This window comes from Allobosea sp. GW823-FHT02B03, from assembly GCF_058797755.1.
The window spans coordinates 708353-732692 of record NZ_JBXAJY010000002.1 but is presented as its reverse complement, the minus strand read 5'-3'; the positions used below and the strand labels follow the sequence as shown (position 1 = coordinate 732692).

At 68.2% G+C, this 24340-nt stretch carries 32 protein-coding genes; 14 read left to right on the top strand and 18 right to left on the bottom strand.

Going from position 1 to position 24340, the window contains the following annotated elements; translation table 11 throughout:
* Positions 1-69 precede the first annotated feature (69 nt).
* Positions 70-669 carry a class I SAM-dependent methyltransferase gene (locus AC1REK_RS08515; protein ID WP_492268376.1) on the bottom strand — a complete coding sequence of 200 codons (600 nt, stop codon included), beginning with the start codon at positions 667-669 and terminating at the stop codon, positions 70-72.
* Positions 670-679: 10 nt separating this feature from the next.
* The gene (locus tag AC1REK_RS08510; RefSeq protein ID WP_316017852.1) at positions 680-1306 is read right to left on the bottom strand and encodes a LysE family translocator; all 627 of its coding nucleotides are present in this window, start codon (positions 1304-1306) and stop codon (positions 680-682) included.
* A 218-nt stretch (positions 1307-1524) separates the two neighbouring features.
* Between AC1REK_RS08510 and AC1REK_RS08505 the strand changes: the two genes are divergently transcribed.
* On the top strand, positions 1525-1968 hold the full coding sequence (locus tag AC1REK_RS08505) for a hypothetical protein (RefSeq protein WP_492268377.1): 444 nt from the start codon (positions 1525-1527) through the stop codon (positions 1966-1968).
* A 9-nt stretch (positions 1969-1977) separates the two neighbouring features.
* Here the strand turns inward: AC1REK_RS08505 and AC1REK_RS08500 are convergent, their stop codons facing one another.
* Together AC1REK_RS08500 and AC1REK_RS08495 are read right to left on the bottom strand one after the other, a co-directional pair.
* Positions 1978-2565 carry a CAP domain-containing protein gene (locus AC1REK_RS08500; protein ID WP_492273789.1) on the bottom strand — a complete coding sequence of 196 codons (588 nt, stop codon included), beginning with the start codon at positions 2563-2565 and terminating at the stop codon, positions 1978-1980.
* A gap of 99 nt (positions 2566-2664) precedes the next feature.
* Positions 2665-3078 (bottom strand): hypothetical protein, encoded by a 414-nt coding sequence (locus tag AC1REK_RS08495; RefSeq protein ID WP_492268379.1) that lies wholly within the window; start codon positions 3076-3078, stop codon positions 2665-2667.
* A 304-nt stretch (positions 3079-3382) separates the two neighbouring features.
* Between AC1REK_RS08495 and ffh the strand changes: the two genes are divergently transcribed.
* The 7 genes from ffh to trmD all read left to right on the top strand — a co-directional run bounded on the left by ffh (position 3383) and on the right by trmD (position 8793).
* Entirely contained in the window at positions 3383-4960 is a 1578-nt protein-coding gene (ffh, locus tag AC1REK_RS08490; RefSeq protein WP_492268380.1) for a signal recognition particle protein, read from the top strand.
* Positions 4957-5490, top strand: coding sequence for a GNAT family N-acetyltransferase (locus tag AC1REK_RS08485; protein WP_492268381.1), 534 nt, complete (start codon positions 4957-4959; stop codon positions 5488-5490). The genes ffh and AC1REK_RS08485 overlap by 4 nt, the downstream gene beginning before the upstream one ends.
* A gap of 12 nt (positions 5491-5502) precedes the next feature.
* Entirely contained in the window at positions 5503-5862 is a 360-nt protein-coding gene (gene rpsP / locus AC1REK_RS08480; RefSeq protein ID WP_316017847.1) for a 30S ribosomal protein S16, read from the top strand.
* A gap of 97 nt (positions 5863-5959) precedes the next feature.
* Positions 5960-6484, top strand: a complete 525-nt coding sequence (gene rimM / locus AC1REK_RS08475; RefSeq protein WP_492268382.1) for a ribosome maturation factor RimM — start codon at positions 5960-5962, stop codon at positions 6482-6484.
* Positions 6474-7145 (top strand): HAD family hydrolase, encoded by a 672-nt coding sequence (locus tag AC1REK_RS08470; protein WP_492268383.1) that lies wholly within the window; start codon positions 6474-6476, stop codon positions 7143-7145. Before rimM ends, AC1REK_RS08470 begins: the two co-directional genes overlap by 11 nt.
* Before the next feature lie 231 nt (positions 7146-7376).
* Positions 7377-8021 (top strand): type B chloramphenicol O-acetyltransferase, encoded by a 645-nt coding sequence (gene catB, locus AC1REK_RS08465; protein WP_492268384.1) that lies wholly within the window; start codon positions 7377-7379, stop codon positions 8019-8021.
* Between the two features lie 76 nt (positions 8022-8097).
* Positions 8098-8793, top strand: coding sequence for a tRNA (guanosine(37)-N1)-methyltransferase TrmD (gene trmD / locus AC1REK_RS08460; protein WP_492268385.1), 696 nt, complete (start codon positions 8098-8100; stop codon positions 8791-8793).
* An 83-nt stretch (positions 8794-8876) separates the two neighbouring features.
* Here the strand turns inward: trmD and AC1REK_RS08455 are convergent, their stop codons facing one another.
* From AC1REK_RS08455 to AC1REK_RS08425, 7 genes are all read right to left on the bottom strand, one after another.
* A complete protein-coding gene (locus tag AC1REK_RS08455; RefSeq protein ID WP_492268386.1) occupies positions 8877-9260 on the bottom strand; it encodes an ACT domain-containing protein in 384 nt (127 codons plus the stop codon).
* 302 nt (positions 9261-9562) lie between these two features.
* Positions 9563-9985 (bottom strand): rhodanese-like domain-containing protein, encoded by a 423-nt coding sequence (locus AC1REK_RS08450; protein WP_492268387.1) that lies wholly within the window; start codon positions 9983-9985, stop codon positions 9563-9565.
* 74 nt (positions 9986-10059) lie between these two features.
* Positions 10060-10659, bottom strand: a complete 600-nt coding sequence (locus tag AC1REK_RS08445; protein WP_492268388.1) for a sugar O-acetyltransferase — start codon at positions 10657-10659, stop codon at positions 10060-10062.
* A 51-nt stretch (positions 10660-10710) separates the two neighbouring features.
* A complete protein-coding gene (locus AC1REK_RS08440; protein ID WP_316017840.1) occupies positions 10711-11913 on the bottom strand; it encodes a pyridoxal phosphate-dependent aminotransferase in 1203 nt (400 codons plus the stop codon).
* A gap of 144 nt (positions 11914-12057) precedes the next feature.
* Positions 12058-12261, bottom strand: coding sequence for a hypothetical protein (locus AC1REK_RS08435; RefSeq protein WP_327520765.1), 204 nt, complete (start codon positions 12259-12261; stop codon positions 12058-12060).
* Positions 12262-12296: 35 nt separating this feature from the next.
* Entirely contained in the window at positions 12297-12527 is a 231-nt protein-coding gene (locus AC1REK_RS08430; RefSeq protein WP_316017838.1) for an RAG2 PHD domain containing protein, read from the bottom strand.
* Between the two features lie 8 nt (positions 12528-12535).
* On the bottom strand, positions 12536-12721 hold the full coding sequence (locus tag AC1REK_RS08425) for a hypothetical protein (protein ID WP_492268389.1): 186 nt from the start codon (positions 12719-12721) through the stop codon (positions 12536-12538).
* A gap of 132 nt (positions 12722-12853) precedes the next feature.
* Here AC1REK_RS08425 and AC1REK_RS08420 point away from each other — a divergent pair, with 132 nt between their 5' ends.
* Positions 12854-13333: a YaiI/YqxD family protein gene (locus tag AC1REK_RS08420; RefSeq protein WP_327520767.1), complete on the top strand. Its 480-nt coding sequence runs from the start codon at positions 12854-12856 to the stop codon at positions 13331-13333.
* On the opposite strand, the gene AC1REK_RS08415 is transcribed toward AC1REK_RS08420, so the two are convergent.
* On the bottom strand, positions 13330-14142 hold the full coding sequence (locus AC1REK_RS08415; protein WP_492268390.1) for a crotonase/enoyl-CoA hydratase family protein: 813 nt from the start codon (positions 14140-14142) through the stop codon (positions 13330-13332). The genes AC1REK_RS08420 and AC1REK_RS08415 overlap by 4 nt on opposite strands.
* A gap of 150 nt (positions 14143-14292) precedes the next feature.
* Between AC1REK_RS08415 and AC1REK_RS08410 the strand changes: the two genes are divergently transcribed.
* From AC1REK_RS08410 to AC1REK_RS08395, 4 genes are all read left to right on the top strand, one after another.
* A complete protein-coding gene (locus AC1REK_RS08410) occupies positions 14293-15267 on the top strand; it encodes a Bug family tripartite tricarboxylate transporter substrate binding protein (protein ID WP_316017834.1) in 975 nt (324 codons plus the stop codon).
* A gap of 154 nt (positions 15268-15421) precedes the next feature.
* A complete protein-coding gene (locus AC1REK_RS08405) occupies positions 15422-16723 on the top strand; it encodes an NAD(P)H-dependent oxidoreductase (RefSeq protein ID WP_492268391.1) in 1302 nt (433 codons plus the stop codon).
* A gap of 114 nt (positions 16724-16837) precedes the next feature.
* Positions 16838-17788, top strand: a complete 951-nt coding sequence (locus tag AC1REK_RS08400) for a phosphatase PAP2 family protein (protein ID WP_492268392.1) — start codon at positions 16838-16840, stop codon at positions 17786-17788.
* A gap of 79 nt (positions 17789-17867) precedes the next feature.
* Entirely contained in the window at positions 17868-18989 is a 1122-nt protein-coding gene (locus tag AC1REK_RS08395; RefSeq protein ID WP_492268393.1) for a PQQ-dependent sugar dehydrogenase, read from the top strand.
* 3 nt (positions 18990-18992) lie between these two features.
* On the opposite strand, the gene AC1REK_RS08390 is transcribed toward AC1REK_RS08395, so the two are convergent.
* From AC1REK_RS08390 to AC1REK_RS08375, 4 genes are read right to left on the bottom strand one after another with little or no spacing between them, the layout of a single operon-like run.
* A complete protein-coding gene (locus tag AC1REK_RS08390) occupies positions 18993-19295 on the bottom strand; it encodes a hypothetical protein (RefSeq protein WP_492268394.1) in 303 nt (100 codons plus the stop codon).
* Positions 19296-19323: 28 nt separating this feature from the next.
* Complete coding sequence (locus AC1REK_RS08385; protein ID WP_492268395.1) at positions 19324-20085, bottom strand: class I SAM-dependent methyltransferase; 762 nt, start codon at positions 20083-20085, stop codon at positions 19324-19326.
* A gap of 5 nt (positions 20086-20090) precedes the next feature.
* The gene (locus AC1REK_RS08380; protein WP_492268396.1) at positions 20091-20447 is read right to left on the bottom strand and encodes a DMT family protein; all 357 of its coding nucleotides are present in this window, start codon (positions 20445-20447) and stop codon (positions 20091-20093) included.
* A gap of 54 nt (positions 20448-20501) precedes the next feature.
* The gene (locus tag AC1REK_RS08375; RefSeq protein WP_316017827.1) at positions 20502-20762 is read right to left on the bottom strand and encodes a SemiSWEET family sugar transporter; all 261 of its coding nucleotides are present in this window, start codon (positions 20760-20762) and stop codon (positions 20502-20504) included.
* A 165-nt stretch (positions 20763-20927) separates the two neighbouring features.
* Here AC1REK_RS08375 and AC1REK_RS08370 point away from each other — a divergent pair, with 165 nt between their 5' ends.
* Complete coding sequence (locus AC1REK_RS08370; protein WP_327520776.1) at positions 20928-22106, top strand: lytic murein transglycosylase; 1179 nt, start codon at positions 20928-20930, stop codon at positions 22104-22106.
* 6 nt (positions 22107-22112) lie between these two features.
* On the opposite strand, the gene AC1REK_RS08365 is transcribed toward AC1REK_RS08370, so the two are convergent.
* Entirely contained in the window at positions 22113-22811 is a 699-nt protein-coding gene (locus tag AC1REK_RS08365) for a thiamine ABC transporter ATP-binding protein (protein ID WP_492268397.1), read from the bottom strand.
* Positions 22804-24339 carry an ABC transporter permease subunit gene (locus AC1REK_RS08360; RefSeq protein ID WP_492268398.1) on the bottom strand — a complete coding sequence of 512 codons (1536 nt, stop codon included), beginning with the start codon at positions 24337-24339 and terminating at the stop codon, positions 22804-22806. The genes AC1REK_RS08365 and AC1REK_RS08360 overlap by 8 nt, the downstream gene beginning before the upstream one ends.
* Position 24340 lies beyond the last annotated feature (1 nt).

Below are 24340 nucleotides of genomic sequence, written 5' to 3'. Positions count from 1 at the left end.
CCGATGTGGGCGGCGATCGGATGGTTTCAAGTCGCAGGCTTGGCGGGAAAGCGGGAGAAACACCTGCGTTCAAGCGTTCTTGATCGCGAAGGCGTGCAGCCAGCGGGTCGGCTCGCCGTCATAGCCGCCGCCGGATTCCGCCGCGATATCGAGGCTGTGCCAGGCCTCGGCGCCATAGGTTGCGCGCAGCCATTCCGTCGAGGGGTAGTTGTAGTAGCGCCCGAAACGATCCCGCCCTTCCGCATCGCCGGCCTTGAAGCTGGCATAGAAGACGCCGCCCGGCCGCAAGGCTGCGTGGACCCTCGCGATGATGGCGGGGAGGGCGGCGCGCGGCACGTGCAGCAGGCAGGCATTGGCCCAGATGCCGTCGTAGGCCGCGCTGGCGGCGAGGTCCTCGAAGAGCAGGACCGCTACCGGCCGCCCGAGCCGGAGCGCGGCCTGGGCGGCGAGTTCCGGCGAGCCGTCGGTCGGCGTCACGTCGAAGCCGCGCGCCAGCAGCGCCGCGCTGTCCTGGCCGCCGCCGCAGCCCAGTTCGAGCACCTGCCCACCGGCCGGAAGCAGGCCGGCGAAGCGCTCGATGCGGGCGCGGTCTGCTTCGCGCTCGCGCCCGGCATAGGTCTCGGCTTCCTCGGCGTAGAAGCCGAGCGTCGCGCTGTCGCGGGCGGGCATGATGCGAACCTCAGTGGCTGCCGGAGCGCATCGCGACCGTCGCGATCCCGGCCCCGACCAGCAGGGTGCCGCCGGCCTTGTTGAACAGCCCGATGGCCCGTGGATTGCTGACCACCGAGCGGGCGCGCGAGGCGATCAGCGCGTAGCCGAGCGCGTTGGCGAAGGCGAGCCCGATGAAGGTCGCTTCGAAGATCAGCATCTGCGTCCAGAAATCGGCCTTCGGATCGAGGAACTGCGGCAGGAAGGCGACGAAGAAGGTGATGCCCTTCGGGTTCAGCGCCGTCACTAGCCAGGCATGGCCGAGCATCTTCCACGCTGAGGTCGCGTCCTTGCGGGGCTCGGCGTTCAGGCTGCCGCCGGCGCGGAAGAGCTTGATGCCGAGATAGATCAGATAGGCCGCGCCGATCCATTTCAGGGCGGTGAAGATCGTCGCCGAGGTCGCGAGCAGGGCGCCGACGCCGAGCATGGAAAGGGTCATCGCGGTGAAGTCGCCGAGCGCGACGCCGACCGCCATCGGGAAGGCGGTGCGCCAGCCCTGGCCGAGCGCATAGGAGATCACCAGGAGGATGGTGGGGCCGGGGATGACGAGCAGGACGGCGGTGGCGGCGGCGAAGGCGGCCCAGGTTTCGAAGGTCATGAGGAAAGGCTCCCGTTAAAGACGAGAGCCATCACCAGCCGGGGCGGTTTGTAAAGGGGGCGGTTTGGCCGGGCTGACGCAGCGCTACCAGGCGATGCCAAGAAGTCGAGCCATCTCGGGAACGGGTCGTTCAGTCTGCGGCGGTCGCCCGGAGAAGCACAATGGACTGGTTTCATGCCCCTGCGTCAGATTGGGGGCGATTTCGAACGAGGCCGCCCATGCCAAAACTGCTCTCGCGTATCCTTCTCGCCGTGATGCTGTGCTTCGCCAGTTCCGTTGCGCAGGCCGAATGGCGCCGGGCCGGGCCGGTCTGGAATCAGGACGATGCGCGCGGCAAGTGTCCTCGCGTCTGCGGGCGCGATGGCTGGGACGGCAATTGGCGCCAGACCGGCCCGGGCTTCGAGGCGATCTGCAATTGCGGCAACCGCTGGAGCGGAGGCGGCTACGGGTATGGCTCTGGCGATCGCGGCGTCGATCAGCGCCGCGGCGGCTGGGACAGGCCGCGCGGTCCGCGCACGGTGCAGGTCGATGCGGGGCCGATCTGGCACAATGGCGATGCGCAGAACAAATGCCCCGGCGTCTGCAACCGGGTCGGGCGCTGGAACGGCAACTGGCAGACGATCGGACCGGGGCGTTCGGTCTGCGGCTGCGTCACGCGCTAGCCGCTGCGCTCAGAGCGACGGCCCCCAGCGGAAGGTCGTGGTGCCGCGGCCGCTGGCCGGCACGAGCGGCCCGGCGGAGAGTTCCTGACGCTTTTCCGGCTCGGCAGCGAGCACGATCGTCCACCAGGCGCCGTAGCGGGTCTGCGGATTCTTGGCGAGGGCGATGCCCATGCGCGTCGCCTGCGGCATGACAAGGTTGGCGGCGTGGCCGGAGGATTTCTTCCAGCCTTCGAAGGCTTCCTGCGTCGAGAAATAGCCGGCGCCGAGATTCTCGGCCGCGCGCACCGTGTCCAGGCCGGCGGCATGGACGCGCGCGTTGAAGGTGCCGGCGGCGTCATGCGAGAGGCTGTCATTCGCCGCCATCGCATCGGCCTGGCGCTGGGCCATGGTGGTCAGCGCCGGGTCGAGCCGAACCGCGCCGAGGCCGCGCTCGGCGCGATGGGCGTTGAGGATGCGGACCGCTTCGGCCGAATCGAGCCTGACGGCGGCGAGGCGTTCCTGCCGCTTTGCATTCGGCGCGGCGGTCTCGCGCTGCTGGGTGGCGCAGCCGGCCAGCAGCAGGGCGGTCAGAAGGGCTGCGCCCGAACGTGTCATCATGCTCATCGATCTTTGTCCGTCCCGCCGCATGCGGGCAGCGGGACGGCCTAATGCCGGATTCGGGCAAGAATGTCGCTGCTCTTGATAATCTCGCGGCGCTCAGCCGCGTCCGCCGTCGATGACGCGGCAGAGCGCGGCGCGCGTATAGGCTTCCGGCGCGAGCTGGCCCTGCTGGACGACGAAGGCGGCATCGACGCGTGTGCCGCCGCCACTTTTGCGGGCGGTGATGCGCAAGGTCTGCGGACGGCCTGAGCCGGAGGTCTCCTGCACCGCGAGCACCGAGCTCGTGGCCTTGTCGATGCGGATATCGGCGAAGCCCTCGGCCGAGACGGCAGCGGCGAGGTCCTTGAGCACCGCGGCCGGGGCGCGCTTGGCGATGCTGTCCCAGGTCTTGTAGGTCAGGCCGGTCAGCATCGGCGTACCGACCACGGAAAAATTGCCCTCGCAGGACTGGGCCTGCGCCTGGGCGAGGCCGAGCGCCAGCATTGTCGCGGTGGTAGCCAAGAGCTTCATGTCGTCTCCGTCGTGGGTTGAGCGGGGTCGCTTTGGGGGGCACAGAAAGACGGCCGCGCGAGGTGTGCTCGCCGGCAGCCGCTGCGCTATTGTGGCGTTTAGCTTGACTTTCGCCGCAATCTTCCGCTTTAAGGCGCCATCCGTTTCGCCGCATCGACGAGACTTCATCCGCCGACCGGGCCGCTCGCATGAGCCCTATGAGCCCGGAGGTCAACGCCCGACAGCGCGTCTGCGCCCTCGGGCGCGAAACCGCTTGGGGGCTGAGGCTGGTTCGGCCGGCATTTGAGGCAGTAAGCAGGAACGCATGTTCGGCACGCTGAGCGACAGACTCTCCGGCATCCTCTCGGGCCTGACCCGCAGGGGTTCGCTGACCGAGGACGACGTCAACGCCGCGCTGCGCGAGGTCCGCCGCGCCTTGCTCGAGGCCGACGTCGCGCTCGAGGTCGTCCGCTCCTTCACCGACAAGGTCCGTGAGCGCGCCGTCGGCGCCGAGGTGCTGAAGTCGGTCACGCCCGGCCAGCAGGTCATCAAGATCGTCAACGACGTCCTGATCGACACGCTCGGTGGCGAGGGCGAAGGCATCACCTTCGATGCCGTGCCGCCGGTGCCGATCCTGATGGTGGGTCTCCAGGGCTCCGGCAAGACGACTTCGACCGCGAAGATCGCCAAGCGCCTGACCGACCGCAACAAGAAGCGCGTCCTGATGGCCTCGCTCGATACGCGGCGTCCGGCCGCGATGGAGCAGCTCGCCGTGCTCGGCCAGCAGGTCGGCGTCGAGACGCTGCCGATCATCGCCGGCCAGAGCGCCGTGCAGATCGCGCGGCGCGCGGTCGAGGCGGCGAAGCTCGGCGGCTACGACGTCGTCATGCTCGACACGGCCGGCCGCGTCACGCTCGACGAGGCGCTGATGGCCGAGGTCGCCGAGGTCAAGGCGGCGACCAATCCCCATGAAGTCCTGCTCGTCGCCGACGCGCTGACCGGTCAGGACGCGGTCAACACCGCCCGCGCCTTCGATGGCCGGGTCGGGCTGACCGGCATCGTGCTGACCCGCATGGACGGCGACGGCCGCGGCGGTGCTGCGCTTTCGATGCGTGCCGTCACCGGCAAGCCGATCAAGCTCGTCGGTACCGGCGAGAAGACCGATGCGCTCGAGGATTTCCATCCCTCGCGCGTCGCCAACCGCATCCTCGGCATGGGCGACATTGTCGGCCTCGTCGAGAAGGCGGCCGCCACGGTCGACGCCGACAAGGCGCAGGCGCTGGCGCAGCGCCTCGCCAAGGGCAATTTCGACCTTGGCGACCTGCGCATGCAGCTCCAGCAGATGGAGAAGATGGGCGGTCTCGGCGGGCTGATGGGCATGATGCCCGGCATGGCGCAGATGAAGAACCAGCTCGCCAACGCCAAGATGGACGACAAGGTCATCGGCCGGCAGATCGCGATCATCAACTCGATGACGCCGGCCGAGCGCAAGAATCCCGACCTGCTCAAGAACAGCCGCAAGAAGCGCATCGCCGCCGGTTCAGGAACGTCCCCCGAGGCGATCAACAAGCTGCTCAAGATGCACCGCCAGATGGCGGACATGATGAAGCAGATGGCCAAGCAGAAGGGCGGCATGCTCGGCAAGCTCGGCCAGATGTTCGGGCTCGGCGGTGGCATGGGCGGCCTGCCCGGCGGCATGCCCGATCCCTCGAAGATGGACCCGGCACAGCTCGCCGAACTCCAGAAGCAGCTCGGTGCCGGCGGGGGACTTCCCTCTCTGCCTCCGGGTGGCTTTCCGGGCCTGCCCAAGGGCGTCACCCCGCCTGCCGGCATGATGCCGAAGCTGCCGGGTCTTGGCGGCGGCCTGCCCGGCCTCGGCAACCCGTTCGGGAAGAAGAAGTGATTCCCGTTCTGGAAACAGAACGGCTGGTTATGCGCGGCTGGAAGGCCGGCGATTTCGATGCCATGGCCGCCTTTCTGGCCGATGAGGCGCTGACGCGCTTCGTCGGTGGAACGAGCGGCCGGGAGGATGCCTGGCGGCGTTTCGCCAGCATGGCCGGGCACTGGATCCTGCGCGGCCATGGCCTCTGGGCGCTCGAGGCGAAGGACGATCGCCGCATCGTCGGCTGGTGCGGCCTCCTCTCGCCGGAGGGCTGGCCCGAGCCCGAGATCGGCTGGAGCCTTTTCGCGGGCGAGCACGGGCGCGGTTATGCGACCGAGGCAGCCCTGCGCGCCCGGGACTATGCCTATCGTGACTTGGGATGGACGACGCTGATGAGCCTCATCCATTCCGACAATCGACCCTCGATCCGCGTGGCCGAGCGTCTCGGTGCCGCGTTCGAGAAACCCTTCGTGATCCGTGGTTCGGAGGTCGGCATCTACCGGCACCCGGCCCCCGAGCCAGCGAAATCGATACCTGCAAACCTGAACTGACTGGAGAAGACCATGTCCCTCAAGATCCGCCTGACCCGTGGCGGCGCCAAGAAGCGCCCCTATTACCGCATCGTCGTCGCCGACGCCCGCTCGCCGCGCGATGGCCGCTTCATCGAGAAGATCGGCGCCTATGACCCGATGAAGGCGAAGGATTCGCCGGAGCGCGTCGTGCTCGACATCGAGAAGGCCCAGGCCTGGCTCGCCAAGGGCGCCCAGCCGACCGACCGCGTCCTGCGCTTCCTCGATGCCGCCGGCATCGCCAAGCGCCCGTCGCGCAACAACCCGAAGAAGGCCGAGCCGGGCGAGAAGGCCAAGGAGCGCGCCGCCGCCAAGGCCGAGAAGGCTGGCGCTTCGGCTGACGCCGAGGCGTGAGCTTGGTGATGTCGATGCAGCTTCCGGGCGGGGCAGCGCTTCGCCTCGGGAGCTTCTTCGCAAGGGATGCCCGGGCTCTGCCCGGGCATGATGCATCGTGACTGCTGACGAACTCGTACTGCTCGGCATCGTCGGCGCGCCGCATGGCGTGCGGGGCGAGGTCCGGATCAAGACCTTCACCAGCGATCCGCTGGCGCTGGCCGAATACGGCCCGCTCACCGACGAGAAGGGGCGGCGCTTCGAGATCGCGGCTTTGCGCCCTGCCAAGGAAGTGGTCGTCGCGCAGATCAAGGGCGTGACCAGCCGCGAGGGCGCCGAGACGCTGAACGGCGTCAAGCTCTTCGTCGAGCGCTCCCGGCTGCCCGAGCCCGAGGACGAGGACGAGTTCCTGCAGGCTGATCTCATCGGCTGCTCGGTTATAGGTCCTGATGGTGCCAATCTTGGCACCGTGACCGCCGTCGCCAATTATGGCGCCGGCGACCTGCTCGACATCGAGACGCCGGATGGCCGCTCGGTGCTGATGCCCTTCACCAAGGCCTTCGCGCCGCGCATCGACATCGCCGGAAAGCGGATCGAGACGCTGCCGCCGGCCGGCCTGTTTGAGGACGACGATGCTGCGTAACATGCCGGCCAAGGCCCTGATCTTCGACATGGACGGCACCATCGTCGACAATATGCGCTTCCATGACGATGCCTGGGAGCAGTGGTATGGCGGCCGTGGCCTGCCCTTCGAGCGCGCGACCTTCTCGGCGCAGACCGCGGGCATGGCGATCTCCGACATCATCGGCCCGCATTTCCCCGGCGCCGACGCGGCCGAGCTCGACCGGCTCGCCGAGGAGAAGGAGAGCCTTTACCGCGAGACCTACCGTCCGCATGTCGCGCCCATCGGCGGCCTCGTCGACCTGCTCGTCCGTGCCCGTGACCATGGCGTGCCGATGGCGGTGGGAACCGCTGCGGCGCCGGCCAACATCTCGCTGATCCTCGACACGCTCTCCCTGCGCGAGCGCTTTGCGACTGTCGTCTCGCCGAGCCAGGGTTTCCGCGGCAAGCCGCATCCCGACATGTTCCTCGCCGCTGCCGAGCGCATGGGCGTCGATCCCGTCGACTGCCTCGTCTTCGAGGATGCGCCGAACGGCGTCGAGGCGGCGCGCCGCGCCGGCATGCGCGCGGTTGCCATCCTGACTATGCTGGGCGCCGAGGCTTTCGCCGGCTTCGACAACGTCATCGCCAGCGTGCCGGACTTTTCAGCGCTGGACGGGCTGCCGGCTCTGCGCTTCGCCTGACATCTGAAGGGCCGGCTCGCCTCCGGTCCCGCGGATTTGCCCTGAGGCCGTAACCACGGCTATGGTCCGGCACCATGAAGCAGGCCCACTGTACCAGCTGCATCGCGTCCCCGCGCCACTGAGCCGAGGGACGAAGACCGGAGGGCATCGGCCAGGCCGAGCGCCCAGCTTACCCATGTCTTTCAGCTGGCTGCGCTCGGCGAGCGCATGCCGCTTTGCGAGCAGAGCTTCATGACCAACTATTTCGAAAGCCCCTTCAAGGGCATCCCGCTGACGCAGCAGGTGCGCCGTCCCAACATCGTCGTCGGGCGCTACAGCTATTATTCCGGCTATTATCACGGGCACAGCTTCGACGATTGCGCCCGCTATCTGCTCCCGAACGAAGGCGCCGACCGGCTGATCGTCGGTAGCTTCTGTTCGATCGGTTCGGGCGCCGCCTTCATCATGGCCGGCAATCAGGGCCACCGGAACGAATGGGCGAGCACCTTCCCGTTCCATTATCTACCGGATCAGCCGCATTTCGTGGCCGCGCGCGACGGCTATCTTCCGGCGGGCGACACCGTGATCGGCAACGATGTCTGGATCGGCTCCGAGGCGATCATCATGCCGGGCATCACGGTCGGCCATGGCGCGGTGATCGGGACGCGGGCGCTGGTGACCCGCGATGTCGAGCCCTACGCCATCGTCGGCGGCAATCCGGCGAAGCTGATCCGCAAGCGCTTCGACGAGGCGAGGATCGCGATGCTGCTCGAAATGGCGTGGTGGGACTGGAGCGACGCGCATCTGCGCGACGCCATGCCCCTGCTGACCAGCGCCGACATCGAGGGGCTGCACGCCCATTGGTGCGCGTGCGTCCGGGAAAAGGGCGCCGCATAGCGCACCCCGGGCATGGCACGGAGCGATGGCTGCGCCGCGCTGATGACGCGGCCGTCGTTTCGTGCCAGCAGAGGGCATGACCTTCCATGCCTCGATCCTGACGCTCTACCCCGACATGTTCCCGGGTCCGCTCGGCGCCTCGCTGGCCGGCGAGGGCCTGCGCAGCGGGCTGTGGTCGCTCGACACCCACCAGATCCGCGACCATGGCATCGGCCGGCATCGCAATGTCGACGACAACCCGGCCGGGGGCGGCGCCGGAATGGTCCTGCGCTGCGACGTGCTGGCGGCGGCGATCGATGCCGCCGTCCCTGCCGATGATCCGCGGCCGCGGCTGCTGATGTCGCCGCGCGGGCGCAGGCTCGACCAGCGCATGGTCCGGGAGTTCGTGGCGGGCGAGGGCGTCGTCATCGTCTGCGGGCGTTTCGAGGGGGTCGACGAGCGCGTCATCGAGGGGCGCGGCCTGACGGAGGTCTCGATCGGCGACTACATCCTCTCCGGCGGCGAGATGGCGGCGATGGTGCTGCTCGATGCCTGCGTGCGGCTGATTCCCGGCGTGATGGGCAAGCAGGCTTCCGGGCAGGAGGAGAGCTTCGAGAACGGGCTGCTCGAATACCCGCATTACACCAGGCCGCGCGAATGGGAGGGCAGGGGCCTGCCCGAGGCGCTGCTCTCAGGCGACCATGCCCGGATCGCACGCTGGCGGCGCGAGCAGGCGGAGAAGATCACGCGGGAGCGGCGGCCGGATTTGCTCGGCGATCACGACCGCTCCTGAAGGGCCCCGGCCGCCGCTCCGGCTCTCGGCGTTGCGATCGATCGCCCGGCGCGCCTGGTGAGAATTGTTCCGCGGTCGACTGGTCAGGTCAGCCTGTGTCCAGCCTCGATCAACAACGCGCACGCCTTCTCGAAATCGACGGCTTTCACCAAGAGATGGTCGCCGTCGAAGGTCGAGACCACGAAGATGCCGATGCCGTTGGTCGACAACGGCGCGATCACCGACAGGACGATGCCGGTTTCGCCAAAGGCGAACGGCCCCTGCAGCTTGAGGCAGGACCATCCGCCATCCATGCGCACGTCGTGCGGGATACGGTTCTGCAGGCAGACGATGGACAGTTCGTCATCGCTGCGGCTGATGCTGACGAAGCCACCGCCGTCGGCCCAGGCTGGAAACGGATCTGAGGGACCCAGCCGCGCCACGCCGTAGGCGCCGGCTAGTGCTTTGAGTGAGATGCTGGACGCCATTTGCGACCTATCCTTTCCTGATAGTTTCTGTGCGGTGGGCCATTGCGCTGGTCGCAAGGCGATGATGTCGGGCAACAAAAATCCCGCCGACCGGGAGGTGGCGGGTTGGAGACAATTCTTCGACGCTGGGAGGGAGGTTAAAGCCTCCGAAACTCTCGTCGTCGCGCAATCGGCACACCCCGCTGCAGGTTGATGCAGCGTTGGCGTCGAGCGATGTGTGAGGGGCGCGAACCGAGACTCATTGCGCGAGCATGTGACCGGCGATCCGCCTCGTCAATCTGTCGGTTGCAGATGTCGGGGCCTCAAGGATAAGCCTTCACCGGCAGGTTCTCGCTGAGCCAGCCCTTGTCCCGGGGATTGCCGAGCAGGCCACCGCGGACGTCGACGACATCGCGCCAGCCGCGGCCCGCGAGCTTGCGTTGCAGGCTGGACGAGCGGTTTCCGGTCCGGCAGATCAGCGCGATCGTCTTGCCGGGATTGTCGAGCTTCACGCCGGCGAGGCGGGCCTCGAAGCCGCTGCCTTCCATGTCGAGCCGGATCGCACCCTCGGGCACGCCGGTATCGGCCCATTCCTCGGGTGTGCGGATGTCGACGAGGACGAGGCGGCCAGCCTTCGCGGCGTCATGCGCCTCGCGCACCGAGAGCGAGGGGTCGGGCGCCTGGGCACGGCCGTGGGCCGGCAGAAGGAGCATGGCAGCGACGGCGAGTAAGGCGCGGCGTTTCATGCCGGAGCGTTAGCGAATGCGCGCTGCGCCGGCAATTCACGATGCCTGGAAGCGGCGCGCAACGACTGCGGCGCTCAGCCGCGCGCCGGGCGAAACCCGGTCTTGTCCGCCTCGGTGATAGCGCGCAACACCTTGCAGGGCACGCCGGCCGCGATCACACCGGCCGGCACATCGCGCGTCACGACGCTGCCGGCTCCGATGATGCTGTCGTCGCCGATGCTGACGCCCTGGTTGATCTGGACGCCGCCGCCGACCCAGACGCGGTTGCCGATGGTGACGGGCCTCGCATAGCAGCCGCCGGCGATACGCTCGCCAGGGTCGATCGCATGGTTGGCGGTGTAGATGCCGACGCGTGGCCCGAGCAGGACATTGTCGCCAATGGTGATCTGCGCACCGTCCAGCATGACGCAATCGAAATTGGCGTAGAAGCTGCGGCCGATCGAGATGTTGAAGCCGAACTCGCAGCGGAAATTCGGCTCGAACAGTGCGCCCTCGCCGACCTCGCGCAGGAAGGCGCGCAGCAGCGCCTCGCGTTCCGCGGCCGGCTGGCCGAAGCTGCGATTATAGGCGTCGGTCAGGCCGACAGCGCGGGCCCGCGCCGCGATCAGCTCGGGCGAAAGGTCGTCATACATGCGCCCGGACAGCATCAGGGCGCGCAGTTCTTCGAGATTCATCGCGGAATGAGACGAGGCCGGCGACTGGAGTGCCGGCCTCAACCCTCAATGTCAGCGCAGCTCGGCGCAGAAGCGCTGGATGCGGCGGCAGGCCTCTTCCAGCGTCTCGTCGGCGGTGGCGTAGGAGATGCGGAAGTTCGGGCCGAGGCCGAAGGAGGATCCGTGCACGGCGGCGACGGATTCGGTCTCGAGCAGGCCGAGCACCAGGTCCTCGTCGGTCTCGATCTTCTTGCCGTTCGGCATGGTCTTGCCGATCAGCTCCGAGCAGTCCGGATAGACGTAGAAGGCGCCTTCCGGCGTCGGGCACTTCAGGCCGCGGGTCTGGTTCAGCATCGAGACCACGAGGTCGCGGCGGCGCTCGAACGCCTTCTTGAATACCGGCAGATGGTCCTGCGTGCCGTTCAGCGCCTCGACGGCGGCCCATTGCGAGATCGCCGAGGTGCCCGAGGTCTGCTGGCCCTGCACGGTGTCCATCGCGGTGATCAGCTGCTGCGGGCCGGCCGCGTAGCCGATGCGCCAGCCGGTCATCGCATAGGACTTCGAGACGCCGTTCATGGTGAGCGTGCGCTCGTACAGGCCGGGCTCGACCTGGGCCGGGGTGACGAACTGGAACTCGCCATAGACCAGATGCTCGTACATGTCGTCCGAGAGGATCCAGACATGCGGATGGCGCATCAGCACGTCGGTGAGCTTCTTCATCTCGTCATGGGTATAGGCCGCGCCCGAGGGGTTCGAGGGCGAGTTCATGATCACCCATTTGGTCTTCGGGGTGATGGCGCGCTCGAGCTCTTCCGGCTGGAGCTTGAAGTTGTCCTCGATGCGGGTGTTGGCGAAGGTCGCCTTGCCGCCGCAGAGCTGGACCATGTCGGGATAGCTGACCCAATAGGGCGCGACGCAGATCACCTCGTCGCCGGGGTTCAGCGTGGCGAGCAGCGCGTTGTAGATGACGTGCTTGCCGCCGGTCGAGACGATGGTCTGACCGGGCTTGTAGTCGAGCCCGTTCTCACGCTTGAACTTGGCGGCGACGGCCTCGCGCAGCTGCGGGATGCCGGCGACCGGCGTGTACTTCGTCTCGCCGCGGCGGATTGCGGCGATCGCCGCCTCCTTGATATTGTCCGGCGTGTCGAAGTCGGGCTCGCCGACGGAAAGCGAGATCACGTCTTTGCCCTGCGCTTTCAGGTCGCGCGCCTTCTGCGTGATGGCGATGGTCGCAGACGGCTTCACGCGCTTCAGGGCGTCGGCAAGGAAAGCCATGATCCATATCTCCGGGAGCTTGCAGGGCGCGCCTTCCGGCGCGGGCGTGGTTTAGGACCCAAGCGCCGGTACCGCAAGCGCAACTCCTTGATATCGGCCAGAAGCAACGCGAATGGCCGGCTGCGTCCCGCCGGGTGGCGCGTATCAGCCGGCCTCGGCCAGCCGCTGGCGTCGGCGCCGCACCGTCGAGACCGCGACGGCGTTCCAGCGCGGGCGGCCATAGCAGGGGAAACCGCGGCGGTTGAGCCGGCGGGCGATATCGGCGGGATCATGGATGCCGGCTTCGACGAGCTGGTCGATCAGCGCGCCCGCGGCCTCCAGGAAGATGTCGAGCAGCGCGCGCTCCAAAGCGCGCGCCGCCCGATCGGCATGACGGGGATGGGTCAGTGGATGCCTGTGCCGAAGGAGGGCTCGACAGGGGCGGGCGAGAGCAGCACGGCATTGGCATGCCCGCCCTCGTAGAGCGCGAAGCGCATCGCCTCCTTCTGGTCGCGGAAGATGCCTTCGCTGCGGCCTTCGAGATCGCGCGCCACCCAGAAGCCACGCTTCGACTGGCCAACGAGAAAGAGGTGGCTTTCGGCGCCGAGCGGCAGCGGAGATTTGGAACGGGGCATGGCGGATCTCAATTCGGCAAAGCGAGCCAGGCGCGCAGGCCGATGAAGCCGGCCGTGGCGAGCGCGAAGACCGCGAGCGCGACCATCTCGGCGCAGAGGATGCCGACCATCGGGCGCTTATGGGCGAGACTGGCGTAGACGGCGTGAGCGCGCCGCTGCTGGGAATTGCGTTTGAGGGCAGTTTCAGTCGACATTTCGACCTCCGTTGAGGTCCTTGGATGTATGTCCGACGCCGATAAGGCCGCCATGCGGAAGGTGCGGCCGGGCATAAGGCCGGCATAAGGACCGGCTTGCATGCGCGCTTCGTCCCTGCGATGGCCCTTTCCATGGACGAGAGCCCCAAGACCATCGCGATCTATGTCGATGCCGACGCCTGCCCGGTGAAGCCGGAGATCTACCGTGTCGCCGAGCGGCACAGGCTCAAGGTCTTCGTCGTCGCCAACAGCTTCCTTGCGGTGCCGCGCGAGCCGCATATCGAGCGTGTCATCGTCTCCGACGGCTTCGATGCCGCGGACAACTGGATCGCCGAGCGGGTCTCGCGCGGCGCGATCGTGATCACCGCGGACATCCCATTGGCCGACCGCTGCCTCAAGGCCGGCGCCGACGTGATCGGGCCGACCGGCAAGCCCTTCACCGAGGCCTCGATCGGCATGGCGCTGGCGACGCGCGACATGATGGAGGATCTGCGCGCGATGGGGGCGGCGAGCGGCGGGCCGAAGCCGTTCTCGCCGAAGGACCGCTCGGCCTTCCTGCAGGCGCTCGACCTTGCGATCCAGCGCCTGAAGCGGGCGGGGTTCGCAGCCTAGATATCCCCGAAATCGCCGCCGCGGCCCTTTCCTGCGGCGAAGCGGCCGGCGCCGGCCGCCCCCTCCGTCGCGATGGTCTGGACGCCGCCTTCCCATTCGCGGGCCAGAGCCTCGCGAATGGGAAGGCCATGGCCGGCGATCGCGCTTTTGCGGTCGGCCAGCATTGCCCCTTGCGGGAAACGCGCGATCTGCTGCGCCATCGCCTCGGCCGCCGCGCGTGTCTGGCCGCGGCCGACGACCTGCTCGCAGAGCCCGATCCGCAGCGCCTCCTGCGCCTCGACCTTGCGGCCGGTCATGATGATTTCGAGCGCCCGGCCCTGGCCGACGAGGCGCGGCAGGCGCACCGTGCCGCCATCGATCAGCGGGATGCCCCAGCGCCGGCAATAGACGCCGAAATAGGCGTCATGCGCCATGATGCGGACGTCGCACCAGAGCGCGAGTTCCATGCCGCCGGCCACGGCCGGCCCCTCGACGGCGGCGATCAGCGGCTTGTTCATCTCCAGCCGCGACGGGCCCATCGGTCCGCGCGGCGCGGGGGCGTCGCCCTCGGGAAAGGCGAGGCCGTCGACGATCTCGCTCCGGAAGCGCCCGGCATCGGTGAAGGCCTGGGCATATTTCAGGTCCCAGCCGGCGCAGAAGGCGCCGCCTTCGCCCCAGAACACGATCGCCGCCGTCGCCGGGTCGGCATCGAGCTTCTGGAAGGCTTCCGTCAACGCGACGGCGCTGTCCGGGTCCATGGCGTTGCGCGCCTCGGGGCGGCTGTGGATCACGGTCGCAACCTTGCCCTGGCGTTCGATGCGGACGGTCATGCGGTATTCCTCCCTGGACCCGGCTCTTGCTTCTTTGGTCGCAGGCTACAGGCAGCAGTGCCGCGCCCGCCAGTGCTGGACGCATCGGCGCTTTGCCCGTAATCCTCGGCCCAACGCCCGTGGCTTCATCGGGCTTCCGGGAGGAATTTGATGACGCTTACCCGCCGTTCCACGCTCGGCCTCGTCGCCGGCGCCGTCTTCGCTCCGGCCATTGCCCGGGCGCAGAGCTTCCCGTCGAAGCCGATCACGCTGGTCGTTCCCTATCCGGCCGGCGGGCCGACCGATGCGATCGCGCGTTTCGTGGCGCAGGAAATGTCGACGACGATCGGTCAGAGCGTCGTGGTCGACAACCGTGCCGGTGCCTCGGGCGCGGTCGGCACGCGCGCCGTCGCCAAGGCCGATCCGGACGGCCACACCTTCATCTTCGGCAACAACCAGACGCATGGGAACAACATGTTCCTGCTGAAGGAGCCGGGCTATGACGCGGTCAAGGACTTCGCGCCGGTCGCCGGCGTCGGCGCCTTCGAGCATGCCTTCGTCGTGCGCAACGACCTGCCGGCCAAGAACATCGCCGAGCTGATCGCACTCGCCAAGGCCGAACCGGACAAGCTGAACTACGGCTCGACCGGCGTCGGCTCCGGCTCGCATCTCGCCATGGAGCTGTTCATGCAGCGCACAGGCATCAGGATGACGCATGTGCCGTTCCGCGGCGCGGCGCCGCTGGTGCAGGAGATCATCGGCGGGCGCATCGACATCGCCAATTCGACGCTGCCTTCGGTGCTCGAGCAGATCAATGCCGGCACCCTGCGGGCGCTCGCTCTCGCCTCGCCGGAGCGCAACCCGCGCGCCAAGGACATCCCGACCCTGCGCGAGCAGGGCGTAAGCAATGCCGACGCCGATAGCTGGGCGGCCTTCTTCGCGCCGGCGGCGACCCCGGCGCCGGTGCTGGAGAAGCTGTCGCAGTCGGTGATGGCGGCGATCGCCAAGCCGGAGATCACCGAGAAGATCCTGAAGCTCGGCTTCACGCTGAAGGTGCGCGACCCCGCCGCCTTCAAGCCCTACCATCTCCAGGAAATCGCGACCTGGGAGAAGATCATCAAGGAAGCCGGCGTGAAGCCGGAGTGATCTAGTTTCAGGCTTTGATACCCGCAGCCCTCATCCTGACAAGCGATCGCAGATCGCGTCTCGAAGGATGGTTCCAGCGTGCTCTGGAACATCCTTCGAGATGCCGCTGCGCGGCTCCTCAGGATGAGGGCTGCGGTTCTTTCGGGAGGACTGCATGAACCTGATGCCCAAGCTCGCCGCCCGCGCCGAGGCCGGCCGCCCCGTTCGCTGTGCCCTGATCGGGGCCGGCAAGTTCGGCTCGATGTTCCTCGCCCAGGTGCCGCATATCGAAGGACTAGAGGTCGCGGTGATCGCGGACCTCGATCCCGAGCGGGCGCGTAACGCCTGCCGCACCGTCGGCTGGGACGAGGCCCGCCTGGGGCAGACGCGCTTCGTCGCCGACGGGCTCGAAGCGGCGCAGGCCGATGGCGTCGAGGTGGTGATCGAGGCGACCGGTCACCCGGCCGCCGGAGCACGCCACGCGCTCGCGGCCATCGCGGCCGGGCGCCATGTCGTGATGGTCAATGTCGAGGCCGACGTGCTGGTCGGCCCGGTACTGGCGGCGAAGGCCAAGGCGGCCGGCGTCGTCTATTCGATGGCCTATGGCGACCAGCCGGCGCTGGTTTCCGAGATGGTCGACTGGGCGCGGGCGGCCGGTTTTACCGTTGCCGCCGCCGGCAAGGGCACGAAGTACCTGCCGGCCTATCACCAGGTGACCCCGGACGGGGTTTGGGGGCATTACGGGCTGACGCCGGAGGCGGCCAAGGCCGCCGGCATGAACCCGCAAATGTTCAACTCCTTCCTCGACGGCACCAAATCGGCGATCGAGATGGCGGCGATCGCCAATGCCTGCGGGCTCGACGTGCCGGAGGACGGGCTGTCCTTCCCGCCCTGCGGCGTCGACGATCTCGCCCATGTGCTGCGGCCGAAGGCGGTCGGCGGCCAGCTCGAGCGCGACGGCATGGTCGAGGTGGTGTCCTCGCTGGAGCGCGATGGGCGCCCGGTCTTCCGCGACCTGCGCTGGGGCGTCTATGTCGTGCTGAAGGCGCCGAACGCCTATGCCGCCGCCTGCTTCAAGCAATACGGCCTGCCGACCGATTCCACCGGCCTCTATGCGGCGATGTACAAGCCCTTCCACCTGATCGGGCTCGAACTCTCGATCTCGGTGCTGAACGCTGCGCTGCGAGGCGAGGCGACCGGGGCGACGCGCGGCTGGCGGGGCGATGCGGTCGCGACCGCCAAGCGCGCGCTCAAGGCCGGCGAGATGCTGGACGGTGAGGGCGGCTACACCGTCTATGGCAAGCTGATGTCGGCCGCCGCGAGCCGCGCCGCCGGCGCCCTGCCGATCGGGCTTGCCCACCACGTCAAACTGAAGCGCGACGTTGCGGCGGGGGCCGTGGTGACGGCGGACGACGTCGTGCTCGACGAAGCCTCGCAGATCGTCACGCTGCGCCGGGAACTCGCGACGCTGTCCTGACGCGGCGCTCCCATAGGGCAGACTTTAACCATCGCGATTGACCGCGCCTTAAGCCGGTCCGGCCTAGAACGGGCCGGGCCGACGGGGTTTCGGCAGATGGCGAAGGGGAAAGCGGTGAGCATCCGCGCAAGCATCGCGAGCTGGACGCTGATCTTCGGAGTGCTGCTGGTCAGCCTCGGCTGGCTGCCTTTCACTAATGTCTCGATCGTCCCGATGTCGCTGATCGGGCCCTTCGCGGCGGGCGCTGCCTGCGCAATGCTGGCCGGCTACTACCGGGTCTATCGCGCCGAGACCAAGCTCGCGGACGGGCTGGATTGCATGGGCCAGGTCATGGCCTTCATGATCGCCGGCGTCCTGCTGTCCTATCTCGCATCCACGCTCAATTTCCCCGAGCAGGATGCCGCATTCTATGCGCTCGATCGCAGCCTCGGTCTCGATTGGCTGGCCTATCTGAAGGCGGTCGATGCCCGGCCTTGGCTCGGAACGATCCTGGGCCTGGCTTATGCCAGCATCCTGCCCCAGATCATCATCCTGGTCATCGTACTGGCCTTTTCCGGTCGAGGTGACGCGGCACGGGTCATGGTTCTCGCCATGATGCTCGCGGCGCTGATTTCGATCGCCATCTCTGCCGTACTGCCGGCAGTGGCGATGTTCGTCCATCTCGGCCTGACGCCGGCGGATTATCCCAATCTCAATCCGGGCGCGGCCTTCGTCCATGTCGCCGACATCAAGGCACTACGCTCCGGCGCGCCGTTTCTCGTCGACCTGTCCAGGACGGAAGGCATCATCACCTTCCCATCCTATCACGCCGCCATCGCCCTGCTGATGCTGCTCGCCGGCTGGGCCCATCCCTGGCTGCGTTGGCCCTTCCTGGTGCTCAACCTGCTGATGATCGCCGCGACGCCGATCGACGGAGGCCACTATTTCGTCGACGTCTTTGCGGGGCTCGCCATCGCGCTGCTGTGCCATGTCGCTGCGCGCCGCTTCCTCGCCGCCAGCTCGGTCAAGCCGGCGACGCGCCCAGCCGAGATCTCCCCGGTGCTGGCGGGCTCTCAGCCCGGATAGGCCGCCGAAACGCGCTTCTGCCGTTGTCCCGATCGTCGCCCGGCCTATGTAAGGAGGCCAAGTGGGCAATGGAGGCCATATGCGCGGGATCGTCTCAGCTTTGATCGTGGTTTCCGGGCTTGTCGCCAATCCGGCGATGGCCCAGCAGCGCTACCCGTCCAGCGCCGGCGAATTGCTGGTCGAGACCGTGGCCAGCGGGTTGGAAAACCCCTGGGGCCTCGCCTTCCTGCCCGATGGCCGCATGCTGGTGACTGAGCGGCCGGGGCGGCTGCGGCTGGTCTCGGTGGACGGCAAGCTCTCGGCGCCGCTCTCCGGGGTGCCCAATGTCACCGGGCGCGGCCAGGGCGGCCTGCTCGACGTGGTGCTCGATCCCGGTTTCGCGCAGAACCGCCTCGTCTATCTCTCGTTTTCCGAGCCGCGGGCCGGTGGCAATGGCACCAGCGTGGCGCGCGGCCGGCTGAACGCGGCCGGCACGGCGCTGGAGGGCACGAGCGTGATCTTCCGGCAGATGCCGACGGTCAGCAGCAACATGCATTTCGGCTCGCGGCTGGTGTTCGACCGGACGGGCGCGCTCTTCGTCACCACGGGCGACCGCTACAGTCAGCGCGACCAGGCCCAGAACCCCGAGAACCATATCGGCAAGGTCATCCGTATCCGCCCGGAGGGCGGGGCGGCGGAAGGCAATCCGAAGAAGCCGGGCTGGCAGCCGGAAGTCTGGTCGATCGGCCATCGGAACGTTCAGGGAGCTGCGCTCCATCCCCAGAGCGGGCAGCTCTGGACCGTCGAGCACGGCGCGCGCGGCGGCGACGAGGTCAACACGCCGAAGGCCGGGCTAAACTATGGCTGGCCGGTGATCACCTATGGCATCGACTATTCTGGCCTTCGGATCGGCGAGGGCACCTCCAAGGCCGGGCTGGAGCAACCGCTCTTCTACTGGGACCCGTCGATCGCGCCCTCGGGTGCCGTCTTCTACACCGGCGACCGCTGGCCGGCCTGGAAGAACTCGCTCTTCGTCGGCGCGCTCGCCGGCCAGATGCTGGTCCGCGTCTCGACGCAGGGCGAAAGGGTGACCGGCGAGGAGCGGCTGCTGACAGATATCGGCGAGCGCATCCGGGACGTCCGGCAAGGGCCGGACGGCTATCTCTACCTGCTCAGCGACGATGCCAAGGGCAAGATCCTGCGGGTCCGCCCGGCGCGCTGAGCCTCACGGCCCGCAATCCCATTCGCGTTCGACGACGAAGACCTTGCGGGTCGAAAGCTGCCCGCGCGCGTCGTAGAGATCCCCGACATAGTATTCCGTGCCGGCGGCGTCGCGCACGCTGCGATCGACCTGCAGCGACCAGCCATAGCCGACATGGTTCGGTGCCTTCCAGTCGCGATGGATGTTGGCCGGCGAGGCCGAAGCGAGGATGCGGGCGTTTTCGTCGCTCGGCGAACAGGTCGGTCCGGCAAGGGCCGGGGCGGCGGCGACAGTCAGCGCGCTGGCGATCAGTGCCAGTTTTCTCATCTTGGTAGCCCTTGATCGATGTGGATGGTCAGGTGATCTCGGCGAGCCTGGTGTCAAGCGACAGCACCAGGCACCAATGCGGCTCGAAATCGGCACCGAGCGGCCAGATCTGCTCCTTAAAGATCTCGAGCAGCGCCGCCTGGTAGCGTTCGAACCAGTCGCGCTGGCAAAGCACGAACTTGGTCGCGCCGACAATGGTCTCGCGGTCGATGATGCACAGGGGAACAATGCCGGGATTGGCTTCGAGATAGTCCTGCACCGCGACCATCAGCGTCGGGTAGCCGGGGTGCAGCATGTCGTCGAGCACGATCAGCCCGCCCTCCGAAAGGCACGCGGTGGCGAGCGCCAGGTCCTTGGACAGCGCGGCGCGCGAATGCTCGCCGTCGACATGGATGAAGCGCAGCCTCTCGCCGCGGGCGTGGGCCAGCAGCTCGGCGGGTGCCATCGCTCCGGCATCGCCCTTGATGGTGACGCGTTGCTCGGGCGCGATGCCGTATTTCAGGCAATTGGCCTCGAAACGGTCCTTCACCTCCGGGTTCGGCCATTCGAAGATGTCGATGCCGAGCGCGATTTCGCCGGGCTCGAGCGCATGCGCCAGGGCGATGAAGAAGCGGCCCTCGAAGGCGCCGATCTCGGCGATCGGCCCGGTGACGCCTTCCTCGGTCTGCAGCCGCAGCAGCCTTGCGCAGATCGCGGCGGCAAAGCGCGAGGACATGCCGACGACCCGCTCATAGCCGTCGCTAAGATAGGCCTCGACCGCGGGGTGGCCCGAGGCGGGGAACGGCGCCATGGTGCTCAGGCCTTTCCGTGGAAGATGAAGAAGGCGCCGGCGGCGATCAGGGCGAAGCCGATGGCGTGGTTCCAGCTCAGCGATTCCTTCAGCCAGAACACCGAGAACAGCGCGAAGACGCAGAGGGTGACGACCTCCTGGATCGTCTTCAGCTCTGCGGCCGAATAGACGCCGTGGCCGATGCGGTTTGCCGGGACGGCGAGCATGTATTCCGGCAGCGCGATCATCCAGCTCGCCAGGATCGCCAGCCAGATCGCCGAACTCTTATAGGAAAGATGCCCGTACCAGGCGAAGGTCATGAAGACGTTCGAGGCGATCAGCATGCCGATCGGCAGGAGATGCGCGGTCGTGATAGTGGGCATGGCGGGGTTCCGTGGCGGGCGGGGCCTGGCGTCTCGAAGCGGGACCTGCGCGACTCAGCCGTGGCGCAGCTTCATCGCAAGTATGACCGAAACCAGGCAAAGCGAGACCGCATTCGCGCCGATCAGCGGCCAGGACGCGATCAGCATGCCATAGACCAGCCAGAGCACGATGCCGCTGGCGAACATCGCCTGGGTCCAGAGCGAGATCGCGCGGGTGTCGCGGGTGCGGATCGTCTGCACCGCTTGCGGCAGCCAGCACAGCGTCGTCAGCGTCGCGGCGGCGAAACCGAGGGTCTCGATCAGAGCAGGCTGCATGGCTGGTCCGGGGGCGATTCGCGCTGTCTGCGCAGGCATAGATCAGGCCGTGTCCGCGCGCGACTGGCTAGAGGGGAATAAGGCGCGGGCGCGAAAGGCCGCATGGTTAACCTCCTTTAACCGGAGCGCCCTAGTTTCGTGCCATTCCTGCGATTCGGTGGACCTATGCGCGCTCTGATCCTGGCCTTGCCTTTCGTCCTCGCCGCTCCGGCGGCCTTTGCCAATTTCGACCGGTGCGTCGCCGGCCTGCGCTCGGATGCGGCGGCCAAGGGCGTCTCCGGCGCGACCTTCGACCGGGCCATGGCGGGCGTCACGCCCGACATGAAGATCATCGAGGCGATGAACAACCAGCCGGAGTTCAAGACGCCGATCTGGGACTATCTCGGCACGCTGGTCGACGACGAGAAGGTCGCCGAAGGGCGAGCCATGCTGCGCCAGCACGCCTCGACGCTGGCAGCAGCCGAGAGTCGCTTCGGCGTCGACCGCCACACCATCGTCGCGGTCTGGGGCGTCGAGAGCGATTTCGGCAAGGCCAAGGGCCGCTGGCCGCTGGTCCAGGCGCTGGCGACGGGCGCCTGCCTCGCGCCGCGGCGCAACGCCTTCTTCAAGGGCGAGCTGATCTCGACCCTGCAGATCATCCAGCGCGGCGATGTCCGCGCCGACCGGCTGACCGGCTCCTGGGCCGGTGCCTTCGGCCACACCCAGTTCATTCCCTCGACCTATCTCAGGCTCGGCGTCGACGGCGATGGCGACGGGCGGCGCGATCTCGTCGATTCGATCCCGGACGCGCTGCACTCGACCGCGAATTTCATGGACAAGGCCGGCTGGGTCACCGGCGCGACCTGGGGCTACGAGGTCCGGGTGCCGCGCAGCTATTCCGGCGCGACCGGGCGCAACCCGAAGCGGCCGGTCTCGCATTGGGCGGGCCAGGGCATCGTCAAGTTCGACGGCTCGGCCCTGAACGGCACGGGCAATGCCGGCCTGCTGATGCCTGCCGGGCGCAACGGCCCGGCCTTCCTGGTCTTCAAGAACTACGATGCCGCCTTCAGCTACAACGGCGCGGATTCCTATGCGCTCGCTATCTCGCTGCTTTCCGACCGGCTGCGCGGCCGGCCGGGCGTGCAGGGGCAGTGGCCGACCGACGATCTGCCGCTGTCGCGCGAGCAGCGCCGCGAGCTCCAGCGTCTGCTGATCGCGCGCGGCTACAATGTCGGTGAGCCCGACGGCGCCGTCGGCTCGCTGACGCGGGCGGCGATCAAGGATGTCGAAGGCAAGATCGGCATGGAGCCGACCGGCCGGCCGGGCGAGAAGGTTCTGCGCGCGCTGAAGGGCGGGCGGCTCTGACCGGCATCAGCGGCCCAGAAACCGCCTGACCGCTTCCGGGCCGTCCTTTGCCGTCAGCTCATCCCAAGGTCCCGCCGCCTCGACGCGGCCATTGGCGACGAAGGCGAAGAGGTCGGCGGTTTGCGACGCCTCCTCCGGGGTGTGCAGCGTCATCAGCACGGTCAGGCCGTGGCTGCGCCTGAGCGCGTCGACGCGGTCGATCATCTCGCGGCGCAGGCCGGGATCGAGCGCGCCGAAGGGCTCGTCCAGCAGCATCAGCGGCTTGCCGCGCAGCAGGGCACGTGCGAGCGCGACGCGCTGGCGCTGGCCGCCGGAAAGCTCGGCGGGGCGGCGCGAAGCAAACTCTGTCAGATTGACCTCCGCCAGCGCCGCCGCGACGCGCTCCCGCTCGCCGGCATCCAGCCGCAGCGAGGGCCTCAGCCCGAGCGCGACATTCTCGGCCGCGGTCAGATGCGGGAAAAGGTTGTGGTCCTGGAACAGGATCGAGACCGGCCGCGCGGCCGGCGCCAGCGGCAGCAGATCCTGTCCAGCGAAGCGCAGTGTGCCGGCATGCGGCCGCTCGAAGCCGGCAATGGCGTGGAGCAGCGTGGTCTTGCCTCCGCCGGAAGGGCCGATTACGGCGCAGAGCGCACCGGCTGGCACCGTCAGATCATAGCACGCCGCGAAGTCCGGATAGCGTAGGGCGAGCCCGGCGATCTCAAGCATGGCGCGCGCTCCAGCGCTGGGTCAGGAAGGCGAGGCCGCCGGCGCTGAGGACGAGCACCAGCGCGAGCGCGCTGGCCTCCTCGATCCGATAGGCGCCGAGGCGGTTGGCCAGAAGGTAGGGCAGGGTGGTCAGTTCCGGGCCGCCGAACAGGGCGATGACGCCGAAATCGCCGAGCGAGAGTGCCGTGGCGAAGGCGAAGGCTGCGCCGAGCGCCCCGCGCAGCGCCGGCCATTCGACCAGACGCAGTCGGTCCCAGCCGGCGATGCCCAGGCTTTCCGCCAGTCGGCCATGGCGCTGCGCACTGGTCGCAAGCGCCGGAGCGAGCAGGCGATAGGCGTAAGGAAGGGCCATCAGCGCATTGACCAGCGGCACCAGGACGAGGCCGAGCGAGGCGGGATCGGTGAAGCCGCGCAGCAGGACATAGAGTCCGGCGACGAAGGCGAAGGGCGGCAGGCCGAGCATGGCGAAGGCGGCGAGATCGGGCAGGCGGGAGCGCTGCGGCAGTCGGCGTGCGCCGCTGGCGAGCAGCAGAGCAAGGAGGCAGGCCAGAAGGCCGGCGCTGACGGCGATGACCGTGCTCGTGACGGCAGCCTGGATGAATTCGGCCGAGGCGAGGGTCGTCATGGCACCGAGCCCGCCCGCGACGCTGAAAAGCGGCGGTGCGATCAGCGCCGCCGCGAGGATCAGCACTAGGCCATCGAGACGGCGCAGGGCGAAGAGGTCGGGCCGGGGGGCGTTGCGCTCGGCGCCGGCTTCCTCGCGTGCTTTCGGCGTCAGCGCGGTCATGGCCGCGGCGAGGGCAAGGCAGATCAGCAATTGCAGGCCGGCCAATGCGGCGGCGCGGACGAAGTCGGCCTCGAAGCGGATCGCCTCGTAGATCGCGACCTCCAGCGTCGCATTGGCCGGGCCGCCGCCGAGCGAAAGCACGATGGCGAAGCTGGTGAAGCAGAGCAGGAAGACGAGGACAGCCAGCGCCGGCGCCTCACGGCGGATCACCGGCCAATCGAGGTGGCGGAAGCAATCGGCGGCGGAGAAGCCGAGCGCCGAGGCGAGCCGGCGCCGCTCGCCCGGTTCGCGCTCGAAGGCGTGGAGCAAAGCGCGTGTCACCAGCGGCATGTTCATCACGACATGGGCGATGACGATGCCGTGCAGCCCATAGATCGAGGGCGGCTCGGCGCCGAGGCTGCGGGCCAGCGAGCCCAGCAGGCCGGAGCGGCCATAGATCGCGACGATGCCGAAGGCGATGACGATGGTCGGCGCGACCGCGGCGGTGGTGAGCAGTGCGAGCAGCAGCTCGCGGCCGGGGAAGTGCCGGCGCAGCAAGGCGAGCGCGAGCCCAGTTCCGAGCACCAGCGAGAGCAGTGTCGAGAGGGCCGCCTGCAAACCGGCCGAGGCGATCAGGCGGGTGAGATAGGGGCCGAGCGTCGCGAGCGTGGCGATGTCCGAGCCGGCTCGCGCCAGGCCGAGCAGCGAGCCGCTGGCGAGGGCGAGGATCGCGAGCGCGGTGAGCGTGGCCGGCCTGAGCAAG